Raw genomic sequence first — 19,565 nt, 5'->3', positions numbered from 1 at the left:
AAGTCAGGTTAGCACGCCCTCTAGCGCTAGTTGAGTGCGCGACCCGCAGAACCCAGCTCCTCGCAAGCCTCCACCACGCGGGCGGCCATCGAATCCTCGGCCTCGCGTCCCCACGAGCGGGGGTCATACATCTTCTTATTGCCCACTTCGCCGTCCACTTTGAGCACTTCGTCGTAGTGGCGGAACATGTGCCCTGCCACCGCGCGCGTGAACGCGTACTGCGTGTCAGTGTCAATATTCATCTTCACGACGCCGTGCGACACGGCTTCGGCGATCTCTTGCGGAGTCGAGCCGGAACCGCCGTGGAACACCAGCTCGAACGGCTTGCCTTCGGGAGCGTTCGCGTCGAGCACCGCGTGAACGGTGCCGTCTTGCACGCCGTCCCACACGCCCTGCTGAATCTCGCGCAGCAGATCCGGACGCAGCTTCACCACGCCCGGCTTATATGCGCCGTGCACGTTGCCGAACGTGAACGCAGCCATGTATTTGCCGCGCTCCCCCAAGCCGAGCGCGTTCGCTACGGCGATGCCATCGGCGACGGTGGAATATAACTTTTCGTTGATCTCCGCGCTGTGCCCATCTTCCTCACCGCCGACCGCGCCGATCTCAATCTCGAGCACGGTGTGCGCGGCCACGGATTTCTCGAGCAGTTCGCGCGCAATCTCAATATTCTTAGCCAGCGGAACTGTGGAACCGTCCCACATATGCGACTGGAACATCGGCTCGCGGCCATGCTTCACCTCGTCCGCTTCGATGGCGAGCAGTGGGCGCACCCAGCTGTCCAGATACTGTTCCGCGCAGTGGTCGGTGTGCAGCGCGACGGTGATATGCGGGTACTTTTTCGCAACCTCGTGCGCGAACGCAGCGAACGCGAGCGAGCCGGTGACGCGATCGTTCACGCGCTGCCCCGAGAAATATGCGGAGCCGCCGACGGAAACCTGAATGATGCCGTCTGACTCGGCATCTGCAAACCCCTGCAATGCGGCGTTGAGCGTCTGCGTGCTCGTCACATTGATGGCTGGGTAGGCGAAGCCGCCCGCACGAGCGGCATCAAGCATTTGTGCATAGCGTTCCGGTGTTGCAATAGTCATGATTCCTATTATCACGCGCGCCCGCTACCCGCGCGCCGACTTTTCGCGAACGCGTATTTGTGTGGTGCGTGTGCAGTGCGCGACGAGCTGGCACGCGCACGCCGCACATGCGCTACCCTTGAATTCAGAGAGGAACGCAGGGAGGCAGCGTGAGCAGCAACGAGCCAACGTCGCAAACTGATTCCGAAGCAGACGAAGAACTCAACGATGAGATCGAAGAACTCTCCTTCGGAGATAACGTCACTATTCCCAAAAACAAACGACGCAAAACAGTATTATTTACTTTTCTTACAATACTTATTACTCTCGCAGTGCTCGCTGTGGGCGGCGGACTGTGGTGGATGTGGCAGTACCACTGGCGCACGCTGACAATTTCGGTTGACGGAGCGAATTATTCCGCGCGCGCCGGCACCACGGTCGCGGACTTTCTGCGCGCGCACAACACGTTCGACCGCGCGCCGGGCAGACTGCTTTCAGTGAATAATAAGGTACTTGAGAAAACCGGCGGAAATCCAGCCACTGTGAATATAGATGGCAGCGCTGTGCCGCATGAACAGTGGGCAGACACGCGACTCGATCGCGACGCGACGATGACGGTCACGCCCGGCACCGACCGCATTGAAGAGCACACGGTAGAGAAGGCGAGCGTGCCGTTCCCCACCGACATCAATCTCAACAATGGTCCGATTCAGATCGTCACGCAGCAGGGCGAAGACGGCGTGCAGGAAGTCTGGCATGGCAAGAAAAGCGGCGAAACCGCAAAGAAAACCATGCTGAAGAAGGCGAAGGCGCTGGTCGTGAAATCATATTCACCGCGACCGGACGGCAAGAAAGTGATTGCGCTGACCTTTGACGACGGGCCAAGTCAATATACAGGAAAAATTCTCGATATTCTGAAGAAAAATAGCGTGAAGGCGACGTTCTTCGAGCTCGGTGAGCAGTCGCTCGAGATGCCGGACGCCGACGCGCGCATCGTCAAAGAGGGGCACCAGCTCGCGTCGCACAGTGTGTCGCATCCATATCTGCCGAAGATGTCGCGCGATGCGATGCGCGAGGAGATCACGACCAGCTTCGCGGATATCAAGAAAGCGAGCGGAACTGAGACGCGCACATTCCGCGCGCCATATGGCGCGTTCGGTGTCGAGCAGTGGAAAGAAGCAGCAGATCTGATCGACAAGAATGTGCTATGGGACATCGATACGACCGATTGGGCGCAGCCGGGTGTCAAGGAGATTCGCAAGCAGGTGGTCGGCAATGCGCACAATGGCGCGATCGCGCTGATGCACTCCGGTGGCGGCGACCGTAGCGAAACAGTCAAGGCGCTGCCCGACATCATCAAGGATTTGAAGAAAGCGGGCTATTCGTTCGTCACGGTCGACGAGCTGTGTGATATGGCGGGCTTGCCGGCTGCCGCGCAGCCCAACTGAGAATAATTCCCTCTGGAGAATTATTCTCTAAGTAAGCGGCACCTCGGTGAGAGAATAATTCTCCGTGGGGAATAATTTTCTCAATATTAGCCCTCTGAATTAGAGAATAATTCTCCGGGGAAAATAATTCTCCGGTGGGGATGGTTCTCCGGGGGGAAGGTTCTTTGAGTACTGGTTCTTTGACTGCTGGTTGCTGATTATTCGGCGGCGGCGATAACCGCACGCATCTCATGCAGAAAAGCTCGCGCGGGAGCGGAGAGGTCACGGTCGTTGCGCCAGGCGACACACAGGTGCAGCTGAAGCGGCGGGTCGAGCGGGCGGAATGTGAGTCCACTGCCCGGCTCTTCGTCTACGAGCCCTTCGGGAGTGAGCGCGTAGCCGTAGCCCTCGCGCACGAAACACGCCGCGTTATAGAGCAGATTCATTGTGCCGATGATGTTGATGTCTTGGCGCGAGCCGCCGATGAGCCAGCCGGAGAGATCGCGACGCTCAATCGAGCCACGCGCAACGATCAGCGGCAGCGTCGGCAGTACTTTCTGCGTAATTGCGGCGGACTGCGCGAGCGGGTCGTCTTCGCGCATCAGAATGCCCAAATGGTCGCCGCCAGGCAGCGCCGCGTAATCGAAACGGCTCAAATCAGTGGGCTGAACCAGCACTGCGAAATCCGCGAGACCATTGTTCAGACGTTCCACGTTGTTCGGCGTGTGGTCGTCGTGCAGCGCGAACGTGATGTTCGGGTGGGCGATGCGCGTGCGCGTTGCGGCGCGCCCGACGAGCGTCATCACATTGCTCTGCGCGGCGGCGATATGCACCACGCCCTCGAGCGGCGCGCGCCTGTGCACTTCGGCACGCGCGCGATCTGCGAGCTCAACGATTTCCCTCGCACGGCGATAGAACGTAACGCCTTCCGGCGTGAGCTCGATGGCTCGCCCACGATTGCCACGAGCGAACAGCGTGACACCCAAATCTTCTTCCAACTCGCGAATTTGGCGAGATAGTGCGGGTTGGCTCATCTGCAGCACATCCGCCGCCGCTGAGATTCCCTGCTCCTGCACGACGGCGATGAAGTGGCGCAACACGTTGATATTCATGAGTTTTCCACTCTCTCAAATTTACTACATGCATTATTTGCATATCATCATAGTGAAAAATGACATTTGTAATAACAAAATGATGCTTCTAGGGTAAGAGCCAACAAACGAACACAGGTTGCGCGTCGATCACCAAACAGGCGTCGGCGCGCAACTGAGACAACGCATATTGAGCATACTTACGAATCGAGGAACGCAATGAAACCAACGCATGTGCTGTTCGTCGGAGCCACCGGAAGCATCGGACGCTACGCGGTTGAAGAAGGGCGCGCGCAAGGCTACAAGGTGCGCGCACTGGTCCGCGACAAGAGCCGCGCGCACTTCGCCCCAGACGTCGAGGTGTTCGAAGGCGACCTGACTTCGGTGGATTCGATGCGAGAGGCGCTCGACGGCATCGACGGCATCGTGTTCACGCAAGGCTCGAACGGTGGCCCGACCGCCACCGAAACCGTGGACTACGGCGCGGTGCGCAACGCACTGGAAGCACTTGATGGCCGCCCGGTTCGCATCTCGCTTATGACATCGATCGGCGTGACCAACATGAACAACGACTACAACCGCTCCACGCAGGCGCATGATTGGAAGCGCCGCAGCGAACGCCTGGTGCGCGCCAGCGGCAACGAATACACGATCGTGCGTCCGGGCTGGTTCGACATGGAGGGCGCGAACGAGCACCACTTGAAGTTTGAGCAGGGCGACCGCAAGGATCCGCAAGGCCCGCAGGACGGCTCGGTGTCACGCGAGCAGATCGCGCAGACGCTCGTCACCGCACTCGGCTACGACTCGGCGAATCGCAAGACGCTCGAGCTCGTGGATGTGCCCGGCCAGGCGCAGACCGACGCCGAGCTCGACGCGATGTTCGCCGCGCTGAAATCCGACCCGCTGGGCAGCGTCGACGGCGTTGAGGATCGCGACAACTTCCCGCAGAAGTGTCAGCCGAAGCGCTTCCTCGAAGAGCTGCAGCACGTCGAAGACATGCGTAAGTAAATACTAATTAAATATATAAATAATTCGTATTCTCAAATAAAATTACAATCTCACACTAAGGAGAATATTATGGAGTTCGCAACTCTTTCCAACGGCAACAAGATTCCTATGCTCGGTTTCGGCGTCTACCAGATTCCGCCGGAAGACACCGCCAAGGCAGTGCGCGAGGCCATCGAAATCGGCTACCGCCACATCGACACCGCGCAGGCGTATTTCGACGAAGAGCAGGTGGGTGAAGGCGTGCGCGAGTCCGGCATCGACCGCGATGACCTGTTCATCACGTCGAAGGTGTGGATGAGCAACTTCGCGTACGAAGACACGATTTCCTCGGTCAACGGCTCACTGCGTCGCCTCGGCACCGACCACATCGATCTGATGCTGCTGCACCAGCCGTTCGGTGACGTGTTCGGCGCATGGCGTGCGCTCGAGGAACTCTACAAGGACGGCAAGGTGCGCGCGATCGGTGTCAGCAACTTCTCGCCGGTGCAGGTCGAGAACATCACCGCGTTCAACACCATCGCGCCGATGGTCAACCAGATCGAAACGAACCCGCTCAACCAGCAGATCGACGTGCACAATTGGCTCGCCGAGCGCGGCATCGTGCAGGAAGCTTGGGCTCCGTTCGGCGAGGGCCGCGACAACATGTTCACCAACCCGGTGCTCGCGAAGATCGGCGAGGCGCACGGCAAGTCCGTCGCGCAGGTGATTCTGCGCTGGCTCATCCAGCGCGGCATCGTCGCACTCGCGAAGTCCACGCACAAGGAGCGCATGGCGCAGAACTTCGACATCTTCGACTTCACGCTCACCGACGACGAGATGAAGACGATCGCCTCGCTCGACACCGCGTCGAGCCTGTTCATCGACCACAACTCGCCAGACACGGTGAAGATGCTCTCGCAGTTCAACGTGCCGCGCGACTGATTATTCGAGCTAATTATCTGAACACTGCAATTACTGCGAACATTGACTCCGTTCGCAGTAATTGCAGTAATTATATAGTAATAATAAATATTTTGGAGAAAAATAAGATATGACTAAGCGACTCGTTGTATATTTCACAGCGACAGGCAACACCGGCCGCGCGGCGGAAACGCTCGCGCGCGCAATCGGCGCGGATATTGCGCAGATCACTCCTGCGGAGCCGTATGACGCCGCCGCACTCGACTGGACCGACCCGAACAGCCGCGTCTCCGCCGAGCACCGCGACCGCTCGATGCGCCCGGCACTGGCAAATAATCCGAGCATCGACGGGTACGACGAAATCTTCCTCGGCTACCCGCTGTGGTGGGAGACCGCGCCGCGCGCTGTGCGCACATGGCTGGAATCGCACGATTTCACCGGCAAGAAGCTGATCACGTTCGCCACGTCGTCATCGAGCGTGCGCGGCGCGAATGGTGTGCAACTGCACGATTCCGCGCCAAGTGCCACGTGGATCGACGGCCGCCGCGTGCAGCCGAACGCCACCGAAGCAGACATGCGCGCGTGGGCGGAATCCGTCGCCTGACTCCCCACTTCTACTGACTCGTATATATATGTCATTTGAGTCGAGCCACTCCCGAAATTACCCGTTACTGTCGCTGATATAGCTGATATATATGTGACAGTAACGGGCTGCAGGGGTTGATCCGCCACAGATTTTCGCGTTTTCAGCAGATGGGGGCACTACGCGGATCGGAGCTGCTTGAGGAAGCGCTCGGCGATCGGGCTGAGCGGGCGATTGCGCCGCCACGCCAGATGCAGCTTCGTCTCCAAAGCCGGCTCAAGCGGGCGGAACACCAAGCCAGAGCCTTCGCTTGTGTCAACGATTCTGTCGAAGGAGAGCAGCACGCCAAGGCCCTCGCGGGCAAACACGGCGGCGTTGTAAGCCAAACCGAATGTCGCTTCAAGACGCAGATCCGGCAAACGCGACCCAGCCCAGCGCGCGACTTCTCGCTTCCAGCCCTGTTCGGAGCAGAACAGCGGTTCACCGACCAGATCATCGATGCGAATGCGCTCGCGTGAAGCCAAGCGGTGGCCTTGGGGCACGATCACGCCCCACCTGTCCACGTCCGGGAACGCCAAAGCCTCGTATTTCGTCAGATCCGGCTGTTGCGCCAGAACCGCGAAATCCAACGTCCCCTGATCGAGATGCTCCAGCACTTGGGAGGACACGCCACTTTCCACGTGATAATGCAGGTCCGGGCAGTCGCGTCGCAATAATTTGATCTGCTGAGCCAAATATTTGATTTGGAACGACTCCGCGAGTCCGAAATACAGTGTGCCGCCGGTCACGTTGCCGAGCGAGGCGAATTCGTCTTCGATGCGGTCGGCCATGCCCACCAAGTCACGTGCGCGTTCGCGCAATAGCTGCCCATCTTCGGTGAGCGTCAGCCCGAAGCTGCGCCGCACAAACAGTTTCGCGCCGAGCTCGCGTTCCAGTGATTTGATGAGCTTCGACAGCGACGGTTGAGACATGTGCAGCTCGGCGGCGGCGCGCGTCATGTTCTCCTCCCGAGAAACTTCCAGAAACGCGCGCAGTGCTCGAATCTCCATTCGCGTCACCTTTCCAATATTATTCTTCTACTGAATAATCATTATAACGAATGACTATTTGCGTTATAACGCTCGTGCGCACATACTGGGAATCACACAGCGAAACACAGCAAGGTAAGCAAAGGAAAACAATGGCAAAGCTTGAAATGACTCCGGTCTGGGACAAAGTGTTCCCGCAGAGCGACAAGGTGGACCACTCGAAAGTCTCGTTCCACAACCGCTACGGCATCGAGCTCGCCGCCGACGTCTACAAGCCGAAGCGTGCAACCGGCAAACTGCAGGCCATCGCAATCTGCGGTCCATTCGGCGCGGTCAAAGAGCAGTCGAGCGGACTCTACGCGCAGCAGCTCGCCGAACGCGGATTCCTGACGATCGCGTTCGACCCGTCGTTCACCGGCGAATCTGGCGGCTCCCCGCGCTACGTTGCGTCGCCGGACATCAACACCGAGGACTTCTCCGCCGCCGTGGACTATCTGGCGAACCGCAGTGACGTGAATCCTGAGGCGATCGGCATCATCGGCATCTGCGGGTGGGGCGGCATGGCGCTCAACGCGGCGGCGAACGACCCGCGCATCAAAGCGACCGTCGCCTCGACCATATACAACATGAGCCGCGTCACCGCGAACGGGTACTTCGATGCGGACGATTCCGCGGAGAAGCGCAACGCGTTGCGTGCAAAACTCGCCGCGCAGCGCACCGCCGACTATGCGAACGGAGACTATGCGCGCGCCGGTGGAGTCGTGGATCCGGTTCCCGCCGACGCCCCGCAGTTCGTCAAGGATTACCACGAGTACTACAAGACTTCGCGCGGCTACCACGCGCGCTCGCTCAACTCGAACGACGGCTGGAACGCGACGTCCGCGCTCTCGTTCATCAACATGCCACTGGATAGCTACATCGGCGAGATCGAGAATCCGGTGCTGCTGATTCATGGCGAGAAAGCGCACTCGCTGTATTTCAGCAAGGCGGCCTACGAGCAGCTTGAGCACGGCGTGAACCCGTCGAACAAGAAACTCATGATCATTCCGGGCGCGAATCACACCGATTTGTATGACCGCCTCGACGTGATTCCGTTCAACGCCATCGACGAATTCTTCACGAAGAACCTGCACTGAACTTGCTTTGCGAGCAATAAATATTGCTCGCAAAGGTCAGTCCACAGAAAAACTTCAGACAATTTATATACATAGCAATAACTTGCGCGGTAAAACCACACATAGAGATATGCGAACCGCATGTTTCACGAAAGGAATTACCATGACCAACGAAGTTCCACAAGGTGTGCCAGAGGATTACGCGAAGACGCTGATCTTCCCAGTCGGCGAGCCGAACGATGCATATGCGCAGTATTTCACCGGCCGCAGCTGGCTCGCGCCGCTGAGCAGTGAGCAGGTGAACATTGCGAACGTGACGTTCGAACCAGGCTGCATCAATCACTGGCACAAGCACAACGCTACGAAGGGCGGCGGCCAGATTCTGATTTGCGTTGGCGGCCGCGGCTATGCGCAGATTGAGGGTCAGGAGCCTATTGAGATGACTCCGGGCACTGTGGTGAACATTCCGGCGAACACGAAGCACTGGCATGGTGCCGCTCCGGGCAGCTGGTTCTCGCACATCGCCATCGCCGTGCCGGGCGAGAACACGAGCAACGAATGGCTTGAGCCGGTTGACGAAGCCGACTACAAGAAGCTCAAGTAAGTTCGCGCACACCGCGCTACGTAATACCGCGTTGTGTAGTACCTCGCCGCGCAATACCGCACCGTGCTGCGCGGCGGCAAGAGTCACACGAACAGCTAAAACGGCAAACTGCTTGGCAAGAACGGCAAATCTATGCGTCAAAACAGCGAAATTATTTATTTTCGCTGTTTTAGCAGATAGATTTGCCGTTCTGACTCAGAAAATGCATGTAAAAGCTGTAAAAACATCAAAACTTACGCTCAAAACAGCAAAAGCAGACATCAACCGGCACATCGCAATAGACGTCACACACTAAGCACACACTAAGAAGGAACTATGACCGATACATTTACCACCAACGAAGATCTGGAGCGCACCGACCCTGCCTACATGGAGCGCATGCTGCACTTCAAAAATGTTGAGGTCGCTCAGGACAGCGACACGAAGCTTGACGACGAGACGCGCTATCTCGCAATTCTCGCCACACTGCTCGGCTGCCAGGGCGTCGACGAGTTTCACGTGGAACTCGAGCGTGCGCTTGACGCTGGCGTGACCCCTGTTCAGGTGAAGGAAGTCGTGTATCAGGCGACTGATTACCTCGGCATCGGCCGCGTTCGTCCGTTCCTCACCGTTGTGAACACGGTGCTCACGGAGCGCGGTGTGGAGCTGCCGTTGCCGGACCAGACCACGACCACAATGGAAGATCGCTTGGAGCGCGGCGCCGCTTTGCAGGCCGAGTTCTTTGGCGAACAGATGCGTGAGAGCTGGAAGAAGGGCACGATCAACCGCTGGCTTGCCGACAACTGCTTCGGTGACTACTACACGCGCACCGGCTTGACGAACCAGCAGCGCGAGATGATCACATTCTGCTACCTGAGCGCGCAGGGTGGTTGCGAGCCGCAGCTGACCGCACACGCCCGCGGCAACATGAACATCGGCAACAGCGCGGACTTCCTGCGCAAAGTGGTCGCCCAGTGCCTGCCGTACATCGGCTATCCGCGCTCACTCAACGCGATGACCGCCATCGCCAACGCCGAGAACTAAGGAAAAATCTCCTATTTTGCTGGTGGGGATATAAAACCTCGTTGATGCCAAGTAGTCGCAATTTGAAAACCGCTATTTTCAACGATTTTTAGGTGCAGATACTTGGATGTTTCGAGGTTTTATATCCCCGCCAGCAAAATAGGCGCGCAAGCGACACGGACTCGCTCGGCGTTTTCTATGGCAACGCACGAAGAACCTTTCTATAATCAAGCTCACTATTGCAGATTCGAGCAACAAGGAGGTACTTATGGAAGGATTTGCGGTATACGAGACGCAATATGGTCCAGCGCGCATGGACTGGCAAGACGACGCAATCACCGGCTTGCAGCTCATCACAACAGAGAAGCACGAGGAGCTCGGCGATGGCGAGCCGAACGATCTCACCGACGAGACGTTCCGCCAGTTGCACGAGTATTTCGAAGGACTGCTGACGCAGTTCACCGTACCGATTTCGATTGTGAACGGTACACGGTTCCAACGCGCCGTATGGCAGCAACTGCTGTCGATCCCATACGGCGAGACACGCACATATGGGCAAATCGCCGAGGCAGTCGGCAACCCGAAAGCCGTGCGCGCGGTAGGTTCGGCGAACAACCACAACCCGATCACGTTCATCATTCCATGCCACCGCGTCGTCGGCGTTGGCGGCCGACTCGTCGGCTATGCCTACGGCACTGATATGAAACGCGAACTGCTGCGCATGGAACTACGTGTTTCACAGCAAACCGCCTGATAAGCCACTCTCGCTGCGCGCACAAGGCACCAGTCAAACTCTGTTTCAACAGTATGGGGTGGTTGCATCACTCGTCAATGTGAGGCAACCACCCCATACTGCGTTTTGGCCTCCCCCGCCTGGGCCCACCGATTCTGGCATCTCAATTACTAATTTGGCGACCAAATCAGCTTTTACGCCACCCAAAATCACAGCTCTGCGTCACAAATCGAATCAAAACACTAACATTTGGCAAATGTTAGTATTCGAAAACTAAAATCTTCAACATTTTAGTTATACTGGAATAGGTATCAAAAGGCGATGAGAGGAAAGGTGGTCATGAGAAGCGATATTTTCACTAATACAGCACCCGGAACGTTGCGAACACTATCCGGCGAGTATCAGAGCCGTTATGGATTGATTTCGTATGAAACGCCATCATTCATTCCTAATCGCCTATCCGACTACCCCGCACTCACCATGCGCACTATGGGAGCGGTGAATCGCGCTTCAATGGCTGTGGCGCGCCTCAGCGAATTGGGAGAACGACTTCCGAACCCAGATCTCATACGACGTCCGATAATGCGACGTGAAGCACAGAGCACCAGCGCGTTGGAAGGCACATACGAACGATTGGAAACCGTGCTTGCACAGGATTATGAACCTGGCACTAACACATCAGGGTTGAATGAATCCATGCGCGAGATTCTCAACTACATAGATGCCGCGGATTGCGGCATCAGAAGCATCCGAGACGGTAGACCAATCACCATCTCGCTCATCCGCGAATTGCAGCAGCTTCTTGTGCACAATACTGTTTCAGACAACCCACAAGCAGGTGAGATCCGCAATTCGCAGGTGTTCATCGGTTCGCCAACGCGCAAGATTGAAGATGCTCGATTTGTGCCAATGCCTCCAGGGCATGATCTCAACATTGCAGTGCAGCATCTCATTGATTGGTGGAACTCGCGAACCGAGCCAGGGCTCGCCATGCTTGACATGGCCATGTTCCATTACCAGTTCGAGACGCTGCATCCGTTCACGGACGGCAACGGTAGAATCGGGCGCCTGCTGATCCTGTTGCAGATGATGAGCCGCGGATTGCTCCACCAACCACTGCTCTCTGTGTCATCATGGTTCGAGCAGCAGCGCAGCGAGTATCAGGATGCCCTGTTCGGTGTATCCACACGCGGCGATTGGGATACATGGGTGCTCATGTTCTGCCAAGGTGTAGAGGAATCCAGCGAAGATGCGCTAATGCGAACCAGCCGTCTGCTGTTCGTTCGTGAACAGTACCGCAAACTCATCACCGACCACGCCTATGGCAACACGGTTATGGAGACGGGCATGCTCTTCATTGGCCATCCGTTCCTCACTGTGGAACAACTTCAGCGCTATATCCATAAGAGCCCGACTGCACTGCGCAATGCATTGAAACGCCTTGAATCACTGCAGCTGATTGAAAACATGGGCATGAATACGTTGCGCCAGATGTGCTGAATGCGACCATGGCACCGCAAGGCTCCCCCATCGTTGTCGACGCGCCACTAGCCTTGCAGCAAAAACGCAACTAAAGAGAAGCCCCAGCAATCGCTCTTGCACAGGCAAAGTATCACTGACAATCACGCAGTGATACTTTGCCACCAGTTAATCCACCAATTGATCCGCAGATTTAGTGGGCGAGCTTGAGGCCGGCTATGCAGGCTACCATGCCGACTAAGCAGACGATTTTAAGTATTGAGACGGATTCCTCGCCGGCCAGCATGCCGTAGATCACAGTGATCGCAGCGCCGATGCCCACCCACACCGTGTATGCGGTGCCGATGCTGATCGAACGCATCGCATACGAGAGCCCGCCCATGCTTGCCACAAGTCCGAGCACGAACACAATAACTGGCACTATTTTGGTGAATCCCTGTGATTTGTCGAGCGCGATTGCCCACACCGATTCGCAGATTCCCGACAGAACGAGCACTACCCATGCCATGACTTGCCTCCACTACAGAACATTGGAATTACTGGTTATTTATTGGCAAGTCTTTGCGAGTTCCTGGTACTTGACCGTCGTCAGGGAGACGGCGCCATTCGCCGCTCGCTCACGAATCTAGCACACTCAGCGCACAGGCCGCGATTCGAGCGCGATCTCAGAGCGGTCGGCGAGCGCGCGGTAATCCGGACTCAGCCACAGGTCAAGCTCACCTTGCCGCATGATGAGCGGCATGCGCGGGTGAATCGGCTCCATGCTGGCGTTCGCTTCGGTGGTGATCATTGAGAACTGGTTGCCGCGGCGCACGCCACCGATGAGCATGACCGGCTCGCCGGGAACGCGGAACACATACTGCCGCTTGACCTGCCGCCCTGTACGCTCGCTTGTCACCGTTTCACTACGGTGTGATTCGTAGAACCAGCGGCAGGCGATCACACAACGCTCATGCTCCATCGGCGCACGCCACATCGGTTTGTCGGCGCTTTCGATGCGCGTATTGAACACCGGCTGCGGCGTCCACTCCTGCTCGAACCCCCATTGGGATTCCACCGTCTGCAGTGTGCCCGGCCGGAGCTCGGGCACACCCACTGCGGTGTCAAATGTCGGCGCAATGATCGGCACCACGGATTTCGGGTATGCTTCCACGCCCACTCCGGCAAATGCGAGATTCGCAGCGTCACCGGAGTGGGCGGGAACACCGGCAACTCCGGTATCTTCGCCGCCCTCCGCTTGCTCAGTCAGCATGTCTACCAGCTGGTTGATTTCGGCGATGGTCAGTCCCAAGTAATGCGCGCACATACCGCCAGATTAGCGCAGCCAATCACCGCGGTGAAGTACTACGAAGTATTACTTCGTGGAAGTATCCATGAGTTCGCGGTAGCTGTCTTGCACGTAGGCGAACTCGTAGATCAGGTCGCCGCCGTCGCTGATCGTGCTGCCGTCCGCACGCCTCAACGTGAACTGCCCGTCCGCCACGTAGCGCCCGTACTTGGGGTGCGATCCGGCGAACATTGACCTCATGAAGAACGGCACGCCCTTGTAAATGTTGCGGTCGTCGAGAATCTGCTTCACCTTCAACGTGTATTCGAGCGTCTGGCCTTTATCATCGTGGAACACGTAGCGCGTGGTCTTCGGGAACGGGCAGCCGACAACCGGCTGGTCGATCTCGTCGAGCACCTCACATTGCACACCTTCGATCGACTGGAACAGGATGTCGCCGGCGTTGTTCTGCAGGAACACCAGCGGGATGCGTGCGTGATCGTATTTCGCGTTCATGATGAAGTCGAACACCACCAGGCCGTAATCCTTCGTCTGCTGGCGACTCCACAGCCAATTGTTAAGGAACTGGAACTGAATCGTGTCGCCCCACTGATGATCGTGGTAGCCTGTGCCAGTGATGTGGTGGGTCTTGCCGTTGATGGTCACCGTGCCTTCGACTCGGCCGCGTGGCACCATGCACGTCCAGGTGAAATACTTCTCCGGTCTGCCGTCGGCATTCTCGCCGAATCCGATGTAGCCGGTGCCCGGCCTCCACGATGAGCCCTGTTTGGTCAGCGTCACGTCGAAGCCCAGTCCGTCAACCGGCTCTGCTTTGATGTGGTAATCCTGTAGATCGCCTTTGAACACGTGCGGCCCGAGCTTCACATCGCAACCCTCTTTGGAGAAGCTGATCTCGTCTTTCTTGAACTTGCGGTGATTCGCACGGTATTCCTTGCCGTCGGCGTCGGTGATGTGCACGGACACCGACGGATGCGCGCCCTTCACGAACGTGAACGGCTGCGTTTTCGTGCAGTAGCAGGCCGCGATCTTCGTGCCGTCATCGAGAATCGCGTCGAAATACCACCACTCGAACGCGTTCTTACGGTAGTTGTCGCGCTGCCCGTCTTCCCACGGCTGCACAACTCCGCGCGTCAATCCCAAGCGCTTGTAGTCGGCATCTGAATTCAGCAACCAAGACTTCGTCATGAGTTCCTCCCGCACACCAATTTAATAGATGTATGTCTGTTAATTGACATTCGTTTATTTTCTTGCTAAGACACTAAGTCAAGGAAACAAACTGTGCAAGGATCAATAATCATAGAAACAACACTTAATTGACGGATGATTCCGCATTGTCAACGAATACGCAAAACTTGCACAGCACAGAAACGGAGACGCCATGCCACACACTGCACAAGGCGCGCGTGACCTGCGCGTGCGCAAAACCTACGCGGCGCTGTTCCGCGCGTTCCGCGAGCTCATCACAACGCAGCCGTTCGACAAAATAACCGTCACCGAACTGTGCAATCGCGCGATGATCCGCACGGCCACGTTTTACAAGCATTTTCAAGATAAATATGAATTCGCGCAGTTCATGATGCAGACCATGCGCGCGGAATATGCCGAGCGAGCCGAGCACACGCAGCACAGCGAGCCCGCCGACACCGTGGAATATTGCGTGAATCTCGTGCGCGAGGGATTCTCGTTCCTCGAAGACAACGAGTCGCTGATTCGCGCGATCGACTCGAACGGTCTGCTCGTCGGCATGATGCACAGCGCCGGAGAGCAGTTGCAGGAGAGCATTCGCGCACGATTGCTCGCGGAAGGCACGTTCGACCGCGAAGACGCCGAACTGCTCGCCGAAATGTTCGTCGGCGCGATGAATCAGATCGCGCGCTGGTGGTTCGCGAACCGCGGCACATACTCCAAAACGAAGTGATCGCGCGCCTCACCGACCTGCTGCGCGGCATGACGCGCGGACTCAGCTCGCGCGCGCAGCCTGCCGGAGAATAACTATCTGCAATATTTATACGCACACTACATACGTATTCGTCAATTAATTGACGAATACAGCCATGTCATATCTCCAGCGCAAACTTCAGCACGCATACAGTGGCGGTATTCGACTGTTTCGCGAAACTGGGAGTGTGCATGAATCTGTTTCTCGTGGCATTGAGCGGCATCTGCTGGACTATCGTCTACATCGAGCTGATACGGCTCGGATTCCGCGATAAAACCTGCGGTATGCCGGTGTTTGCGCTCGCGCTCAACTTCGCGTGGGAACTGATCTATTCCTATGACGGGCTGTTCGGCAGCCGCTCGTTCATGGCTGCGCAGAACGCGGCCGACGTTGCATGGGTGTGTTGCGACGCGCTTATTGTGGCGACGTGGTTCGCGTACGGGCGGCACCTGTTGCCACAACGTGCGCGCAGTGCGTTCCCGTTCTGGTCGTTCATGACATTCGCGTCTTGCCTGGCCATGCAGCTGGCGTTCTATTTGCATTTCCCCAACAAAGTGGCGGCATCGCAATATTCGGCGTTCGCGCAAAACGCGGCGATGAGCATCATGTTCGTCATCATGTTCTACACGCGCGATGATCTCAAGGGGCAGTCGCCGGTGATCGCGGTCTGCAAATGCATCGGCACGCTCGCGCCGACTATTCTCGGCGGATTCCTCGAAGGATTCAACGTGTACATCGTGCTGATGGGCGCAGTGTCGTTCGCGTTCGACATCTCGTACATCGTGCTCGTCACGCATGCGTTCCGCCGCGAGCGTTCAAAGGTGCAGCTTACGAGCAAAGTTGCCGTCAATGGAACTAGGTAGTTACTCGGGAGAACTAGGGAATACTAGGGAATATCAGCATTTGATAAACAGCAATGCAGTATGCGTTTAAATGCGCACACCATCCTGTCGACGCTCATAGCGCCAGGAGTAGAACGCTAGGAGCAGCACGGCGAGAGCTGCGAACGGCACGCCGCTGAGTGCAGGGTAGTGGTAGTTCATGCCGGTTGCGTTGAGCACGTCGCCGCCGACGATCGAGCCGACTGCATTGCCGAAGTTGAATGCGATCTGCACGGCAGCACCACCGATCAGTTCGCCGCCGCCTTTGCCGGCCTCCGCCATCAGCAATTGCTGCGGAGCGGAGACGAAGAACAGGCCGAAGGAGATCACGAAGGTCAGGATCGCCGTGCTCAGGCGGGTGCCTGGCACCAGGAAGACCGCGAGCAGACCAAGGCAGGCGACGAGCTGGCCGAGCGCGGATGTGCCGCCTGGATTCCAGTGGTCGGCGATGCGGCCGCCGCACAATCCGCCGACCACCATGCCGAAGCCGGCGAGCATCATCAGTGCCGAAACGGTGTTCGACGGCCAGCCGCCAACGTTCTGCAGCCATGGGCTCACATAGCTCCACCAGCAGAAGATGCCGGTGTTTCCAACGAATACGGCGATGAGCACCATCCACGGGCCGGGTTTGCGCAGGAATCGGAATTGGCCTTTGAGTCCGGCATCTTTGACGGGTTGGATGAACGGAATCCAGCAGCGTGCAAGCACTGCGGTCACCGCCGCGATGATGGCGAGCACACTGAATGCGAGCCGCCATGACATGTGCTCGGCGAGCAATGTGCCGGCTGGCACGCCGAGCATGTTGGCGACGGTCTGGCCGGTGACCATAGACGAAACGGCACGCGCCTCCTTCCCTTTTTCGGCGAGCAGTTTGGCGATCAATGTGGCCGTACCGAAGAATGCGCCGTGCGGCAGACCGGCGAGGAAGCGGGCGGCAATGAGCATTGGAGCGTTGACCGACACCGCCGACAGGGCGTTGCCTGCGAGCGCGATGATCATGAACACTACGATCCATGTGCGCGGCGGTACTTTGCGCCCGAAGACGAGCATGAGCGTACCGACGCAGACGCCGATGGCGTAGGCGGAGATGAAGTGGCCGGCGAACGGGATGCTCACGTGCATGGCCTGCGCGGTCTGCGGGAGAATACCCATCATCACAAATTCGGCGGCACCGAGCACGAACGCGCCGCATGCGAGCGCAATGATGCCAAGCGTATGGCCGCCGCTCCCCGACCTCTGGCCGTTCGATGAATTGACTATTGCGTTCGCCATCTGCCCACCTACTGAATACTGGAATACTGCGGTTATCTGCAATTACACGCATTTCGCGTCAATACCTGCTTGAACCGACTCTTAAGCATAATGTGAGCTCTTCCCGACTATTCTGAGGCTCATGTTGATTCAATATAACAATGCTATTGTATAAACAATGCATTGCAATAGAGACACAATTGCATTATCATGGTATGAGTTAATCCAATCATCATTTGAGGAGCACATATGAGCGACACAACCACGGTGAGCTTCCGCACCGATCGTGAAGCCAAGGAAGAGGCCAAGCAACTGTATGAATCCATGGGGATGGATCTCTCCACGGCATTGAATGTGTTTTGAGGCAGTCAATCCTTGAAAACGGCATGCCGTTCAAAATCACCCGTGAAAAGCCGGAGAACATCGAAGCCCGCCGTCAGGCAGCTATGCATGAGGGCAAAACGTTCACTAACGTCAATGACCTCATGGAAGATCTGACGAATGCTTAAAACCATATTTCGCACCACGCAATTTAAAAAAGACTTCAAGGTCTTACTCAGAAAACACTACGGCCAAGCGAAGTTTCAAGCTGCGGTCGAGGTACTCATGAAGCAAGACAAACAACTACTTGTCACCAAGTACCGCGAAATACATATCGAAGGAGATTGGTTGCTCATCTATCGCGTTGAGAAAGATGAGTTACAACTTGTTCTGACGCGCACAGGGTCGCATGACGATCTCTTCTGAACAAGGCGGTCAGCCAGCGGAAGTAGCGGCGGGCTCGGGCTGCTCCTTGACGAAAGTGAACGAGTTGTCTGATGCGTTGTAGGAGAACACGGATTCCATGATTTTGCCGTCGCGCGCGTAATCGGCGTCGCTCCCCTGCCCTACGGCGAGGTAATACTTGCCGTTCTCCTGCCACATGCGCGTCGGCGTATCGAACGGGTAAAAACCGAGCTTCTTTTCGAGTCCAGGTTCCTGCGGAACCGCGATTTTCTGCCAAGTGGCGCCGGTGTCGGAGGACATATACAACGTGTCAGTCTTCCCCACGAACACAGTGGTGTCGTTCAGCCAGCTCGCTAGCGTCAGATCGGTCGGGTACTGCGTATACTGCGGAATCTTCTGCCATGCGTGCTGTGGATCAGCGCGCAGCTGCGTCAATGTGGACGCAACCATCACATACCCGCGAGCGGTGAGCGCGGCATCGAAGCTGTATGCCACGCCGATGCGGTCGCCTACCACCGAGATGAACGTCGGCGCGTTAATACCCCTCCCGAACCGCGACGTAAGCCAGGTCTTGCCACAATCCCAGGAGTAGATGAGTTCGGCGTCGTCCCCATCACCGTCAGAATTGCGCTCAGTCCCCACGAATGCAGTGAACTGCGGAGTGATCACATAACTCGATGGCTCCAACCACAGCTCGGTGCTGGCGTTCATGTCGCCCAACACTCGCTGCACACCGTCTGGAACTGCGACCCACGTTTTCCCAGCATCATACGTCACTTCCAGCTTCTCAGTACTCACTCTGTAGCCGTTCTTGCCATTGAGCACAGGGGCTGTAGGCTTGGGTTTCGGCGGATCTGCCATGCTCCAGTAGTCAGAGTAAGTCATCACTTGCAGCACGTGATACTCATTCTGCTTTGGTTCAAGTTCGAAAACGCATGTCATATTATTCGTCGACGAACCCGATATTTCCTCACAACCCTGCTGCTCGGCGAGACTGGTGACCGAAGCAAACCGCGGGCGCATCATAATATCGAGCTGAACAAACAGATAGTTATTATTAGGGACTTTCTCCAGCTGTTTTGTGTCGGCCACTTTCACCGAACTCAACTGATATTGCGGCGCCACCAAAAGCCCCGTCTGCCCGCCCACGAGCTGCATATACCAGCGCGAAACATCATCGGCAACCTTGGAATCAGAGGACTGTTTCTCGATGATTTGCTCGCCGTGCGCAGGCTGGTCATACAATGCCGGCGGCTCGTACGCGCCCCACGCTGTGCCTGCTCGTATGCCGAGGGCAATGATCGAGAACGCGACCAGCACGCACACCGCAGCCACCCAACCGCGCAATTCGGGCGGATCTGTGCGCGACCACCACTCCCGAGCGGTCATATGCAACTGCGGTTTCTCACTCATATATTCAATGTATTACAGCCGCGGCAC

At 57.1% G+C, this 19,565-nt stretch carries 20 protein-coding genes and 1 pseudogene; 13 read left to right on the top strand and 8 right to left on the bottom strand.

Annotated elements, in window-relative coordinates; all coding sequences use genetic code 11:
- Window positions 1–26: 26 nt before the first annotated feature.
- Window positions 27–1,091 (bottom strand): class II fructose-bisphosphate aldolase, encoded by a 1,065-nt coding sequence (gene fbaA, locus GSD1FS_RS03285; RefSeq protein ID WP_155588353.1) that lies wholly within the window; start codon window positions 1,089–1,091, stop codon window positions 27–29.
- A 149-nt stretch (window positions 1,092–1,240) separates the two neighbouring features.
- Here fbaA and GSD1FS_RS10265 point away from each other — a divergent pair, with 149 nt between their 5' ends.
- Window positions 1,241–2,518 carry a polysaccharide deacetylase family protein gene (locus tag GSD1FS_RS10265; RefSeq protein ID WP_343030182.1) on the top strand — a complete coding sequence of 426 codons (1,278 nt, stop codon included), beginning with the start codon at window positions 1,241–1,243 and terminating at the stop codon, window positions 2,516–2,518.
- A gap of 197 nt (window positions 2,519–2,715) precedes the next feature.
- Here the strand turns inward: GSD1FS_RS10265 and GSD1FS_RS03275 are convergent, their stop codons facing one another.
- Window positions 2,716–3,609, bottom strand: coding sequence for a LysR family transcriptional regulator (locus GSD1FS_RS03275; RefSeq protein ID WP_155588352.1), 894 nt, complete (start codon window positions 3,607–3,609; stop codon window positions 2,716–2,718).
- A gap of 198 nt (window positions 3,610–3,807) precedes the next feature.
- Here GSD1FS_RS03275 and GSD1FS_RS03270 point away from each other — a divergent pair, with 198 nt between their 5' ends.
- From GSD1FS_RS03270 to GSD1FS_RS03260, 3 genes are all read left to right on the top strand, one after another.
- On the top strand, window positions 3,808–4,596 hold the full coding sequence (locus GSD1FS_RS03270; RefSeq protein ID WP_155588351.1) for an SDR family oxidoreductase: 789 nt from the start codon (window positions 3,808–3,810) through the stop codon (window positions 4,594–4,596).
- A gap of 69 nt (window positions 4,597–4,665) precedes the next feature.
- Window positions 4,666–5,517, top strand: coding sequence for an aldo/keto reductase (locus GSD1FS_RS03265; protein ID WP_155588350.1), 852 nt, complete (start codon window positions 4,666–4,668; stop codon window positions 5,515–5,517).
- Between the two features lie 109 nt (window positions 5,518–5,626).
- Window positions 5,627–6,100: a flavodoxin gene (locus tag GSD1FS_RS03260; RefSeq protein ID WP_155588349.1), complete on the top strand. Its 474-nt coding sequence runs from the start codon at window positions 5,627–5,629 to the stop codon at window positions 6,098–6,100.
- 158 nt (window positions 6,101–6,258) lie between these two features.
- Here the strand turns inward: GSD1FS_RS03260 and GSD1FS_RS03255 are convergent, their stop codons facing one another.
- Complete coding sequence (locus GSD1FS_RS03255) at window positions 6,259–7,128, bottom strand: LysR family transcriptional regulator (RefSeq protein ID WP_155588348.1); 870 nt, start codon at window positions 7,126–7,128, stop codon at window positions 6,259–6,261.
- Window positions 7,129–7,259: 131 nt separating this feature from the next.
- Between GSD1FS_RS03255 and GSD1FS_RS03250 the strand changes: the two genes are divergently transcribed.
- The 5 genes from GSD1FS_RS03250 (at window position 7,260) to GSD1FS_RS03230 (ending at window position 12,061) form a co-directional block, all read left to right on the top strand.
- Window positions 7,260–8,243, top strand: a complete 984-nt coding sequence (locus tag GSD1FS_RS03250; RefSeq protein ID WP_196425015.1) for an alpha/beta hydrolase — start codon at window positions 7,260–7,262, stop codon at window positions 8,241–8,243.
- 142 nt (window positions 8,244–8,385) lie between these two features.
- On the top strand, window positions 8,386–8,826 hold the full coding sequence (locus GSD1FS_RS03245; RefSeq protein ID WP_155588346.1) for a cupin domain-containing protein: 441 nt from the start codon (window positions 8,386–8,388) through the stop codon (window positions 8,824–8,826).
- 315 nt (window positions 8,827–9,141) lie between these two features.
- Complete coding sequence (locus GSD1FS_RS03240; RefSeq protein WP_155588345.1) at window positions 9,142–9,849, top strand: carboxymuconolactone decarboxylase family protein; 708 nt, start codon at window positions 9,142–9,144, stop codon at window positions 9,847–9,849.
- A gap of 247 nt (window positions 9,850–10,096) precedes the next feature.
- Complete coding sequence (locus GSD1FS_RS03235; RefSeq protein WP_155588344.1) at window positions 10,097–10,582, top strand: methylated-DNA--[protein]-cysteine S-methyltransferase; 486 nt, start codon at window positions 10,097–10,099, stop codon at window positions 10,580–10,582.
- A gap of 300 nt (window positions 10,583–10,882) precedes the next feature.
- Window positions 10,883–12,061 carry a Fic family protein gene (locus tag GSD1FS_RS03230; protein WP_343030181.1) on the top strand — a complete coding sequence of 393 codons (1,179 nt, stop codon included), beginning with the start codon at window positions 10,883–10,885 and terminating at the stop codon, window positions 12,059–12,061.
- A 172-nt stretch (window positions 12,062–12,233) separates the two neighbouring features.
- On the opposite strand, the gene GSD1FS_RS03225 is transcribed toward GSD1FS_RS03230, so the two are convergent.
- From GSD1FS_RS03225 to GSD1FS_RS03215, 3 genes are all read right to left on the bottom strand, one after another.
- Window positions 12,234–12,548, bottom strand: a complete 315-nt coding sequence (locus GSD1FS_RS03225) for a DMT family transporter (protein WP_155588343.1) — start codon at window positions 12,546–12,548, stop codon at window positions 12,234–12,236.
- A 126-nt stretch (window positions 12,549–12,674) separates the two neighbouring features.
- Window positions 12,675–13,346 (bottom strand): SOS response-associated peptidase family protein, encoded by a 672-nt coding sequence (locus GSD1FS_RS03220; RefSeq protein WP_155588342.1) that lies wholly within the window; start codon window positions 13,344–13,346, stop codon window positions 12,675–12,677.
- Window positions 13,347–13,394: 48 nt separating this feature from the next.
- Window positions 13,395–14,513, bottom strand: a complete 1,119-nt coding sequence (locus tag GSD1FS_RS03215) for a lipocalin-like domain-containing protein (RefSeq protein WP_155588341.1) — start codon at window positions 14,511–14,513, stop codon at window positions 13,395–13,397.
- Between the two features lie 193 nt (window positions 14,514–14,706).
- Between GSD1FS_RS03215 and GSD1FS_RS03210 the strand changes: the two genes are divergently transcribed.
- Both GSD1FS_RS03210 and GSD1FS_RS03205 read left to right on the top strand, forming a co-directional pair.
- Window positions 14,707–15,246, top strand: coding sequence for a TetR/AcrR family transcriptional regulator (locus GSD1FS_RS03210; protein WP_155588340.1), 540 nt, complete (start codon window positions 14,707–14,709; stop codon window positions 15,244–15,246).
- Window positions 15,247–15,458: 212 nt separating this feature from the next.
- On the top strand, window positions 15,459–16,130 hold the full coding sequence (locus GSD1FS_RS03205; protein WP_155588339.1) for a transmembrane-type terpene cyclase: 672 nt from the start codon (window positions 15,459–15,461) through the stop codon (window positions 16,128–16,130).
- 66 nt (window positions 16,131–16,196) lie between these two features.
- Here the strand turns inward: GSD1FS_RS03205 and GSD1FS_RS03200 are convergent, their stop codons facing one another.
- A complete protein-coding gene (locus GSD1FS_RS03200) occupies window positions 16,197–17,420 on the bottom strand; it encodes an MFS transporter (RefSeq protein ID WP_155588338.1) in 1,224 nt (407 codons plus the stop codon).
- Between the two features lie 228 nt (window positions 17,421–17,648).
- Here GSD1FS_RS03200 and GSD1FS_RS10260 point away from each other — a divergent pair.
- Window positions 17,649–17,908 (top strand): annotated as a pseudogene (locus GSD1FS_RS10260) (type II toxin-antitoxin system RelB/DinJ family antitoxin).
- Entirely contained in the window at window positions 17,901–18,146 is a 246-nt protein-coding gene (locus tag GSD1FS_RS03190; RefSeq protein ID WP_155588337.1) for a type II toxin-antitoxin system RelE/ParE family toxin, read from the top strand. The pseudogene GSD1FS_RS10260 and the gene GSD1FS_RS03190 overlap by 8 nt, the downstream one beginning before the upstream one ends.
- A gap of 9 nt (window positions 18,147–18,155) precedes the next feature.
- Here the strand turns inward: GSD1FS_RS03190 and GSD1FS_RS03185 are convergent, their stop codons facing one another.
- The gene (locus tag GSD1FS_RS03185; protein ID WP_246165752.1) at window positions 18,156–19,538 is read right to left on the bottom strand and encodes a beta propeller repeat protein; all 1,383 of its coding nucleotides are present in this window, start codon (window positions 19,536–19,538) and stop codon (window positions 18,156–18,158) included.
- Window positions 19,539–19,565: the final 27 nt, after the last annotated feature.

The organism is Bifidobacterium canis (assembly GCF_009727065.1).
GTDB lineage: Bacteria > Actinomycetota > Actinomycetes > Actinomycetales > Bifidobacteriaceae > Bifidobacterium > Bifidobacterium canis.
Note: the sequence above shows the minus strand (reverse complement) of the source record. Positions and strands in the feature narration are given on the sequence as shown.